The sequence below is a fragment of the Leucobacter sp. M11 genome, from assembly GCF_035726885.1.
Classification (GTDB): Bacteria; Actinomycetota; Actinomycetes; order Actinomycetales; family Microbacteriaceae; genus JAPFRB01.
In genome coordinates, this window is the sequence record NZ_JAPFRB010000004.1 from 245,229 (window position 1) to 246,310 (window position 1,082).

The following is a 1,082-nucleotide window of genomic DNA, read 5'->3' on the forward strand; positions in this document are numbered from 1 at the left end:
CCCCGGGGTCGAGGCGGAGCCCGCCCGCGATCGCCTCGGCCAGGGCGTGCACGGTTCGTGCGCGGGACGAGGTAATCCGGAGGATCTCGCGCAGCCGCTCCGGGTCGCTCGCGGCGATCCGGGCCGGGTCCGGCGCGGAGCGAAACGGGGTCGGCCCCGCCCCCTCGGCCCCCGCGCCGAGCGCGATCTCCGTCCCGAAGGCCGCAACCAGGCGGCCCTGCAGGGTGCGAGCCGCCGGGATCGACACCTGCTGACCGAGCACGGTGTTCAGGGCCAGCTCGGCCCCGTCCACGCTGCCCGGGATGCGGATCCCGGGGCGCTTCGCGAACAGGGGCGCGAGCACCGGGTCCGTGCCGAGGGCCTCGGACACCGCGAGCGGGTCCGCGTCCAGGTCGAGCCAGCGCCGGAGCCCCGCGATGACCGGCATGAGGTCGTCCAGGCGGCTCAGCCGCAACTCCGCGGTCAGGTGCTCGGGGTCGTCGCCCCAGCGCACCGTCGCGAGGGCCGGTCCGCCCGGGGCCGACAGCGCACGGGTCAGGTGTTCCCCGCCCGGAGCCGCGACCTCCCGGCCGGGCACCGCGTGATTGCTCAGAAAGGCCCGCATCGGCCCCGTGGCGTAGGGGGCACGGTGCCGGAGCCGCAGCGTGATCGTGGGCGGCTGATCAGAGGCGGGCTCGTCCGGTCCCGGCCCGCGTTGCGGGGTCCGGCCCCGCGGCAACGCCGAGGGCTGCGTCCCGAACTCGGCGAGCATCACCCCGTTGAACTGCCGCACGCTGCCAAACCCCGCCGCGAAGGCCACCTCCGAGAGCGGCATCGTGGTCTGCTCGATCAGGGTCCGGGCGGCGTGCGCCCGCCGCGTCCGGTTCAACTGCTGCGGGGACGCCCCGATCTCCTCGACGAGCACCCGGCGCAGGTGCCGCTCGCTCACGGCGAGCCGCTCCGCCAACCCCGGCACCCCGGCGTCATCCACCGCGCCGTCGCGGATCAGGCGCACCGCACGGCCGACCAGCTCGCCCCGGACGTTGTCGTCCCGGGTGCCGGGGAGCGCGTCCGGTCGGCACCGCTTGCAGGCGCGGAACCCG

The 1,082-nt window shown here is 76.5% G+C and carries 1 protein-coding gene; it reads right to left on the reverse strand.

All coding sequences use genetic code 11. The features are described from left to right. Positions 1–1,082: AlkA N-terminal domain-containing protein (locus OOT08_RS13165; protein ID WP_325093206.1), on the reverse strand; the 1,082-nt coding region annotated here is incomplete at both ends.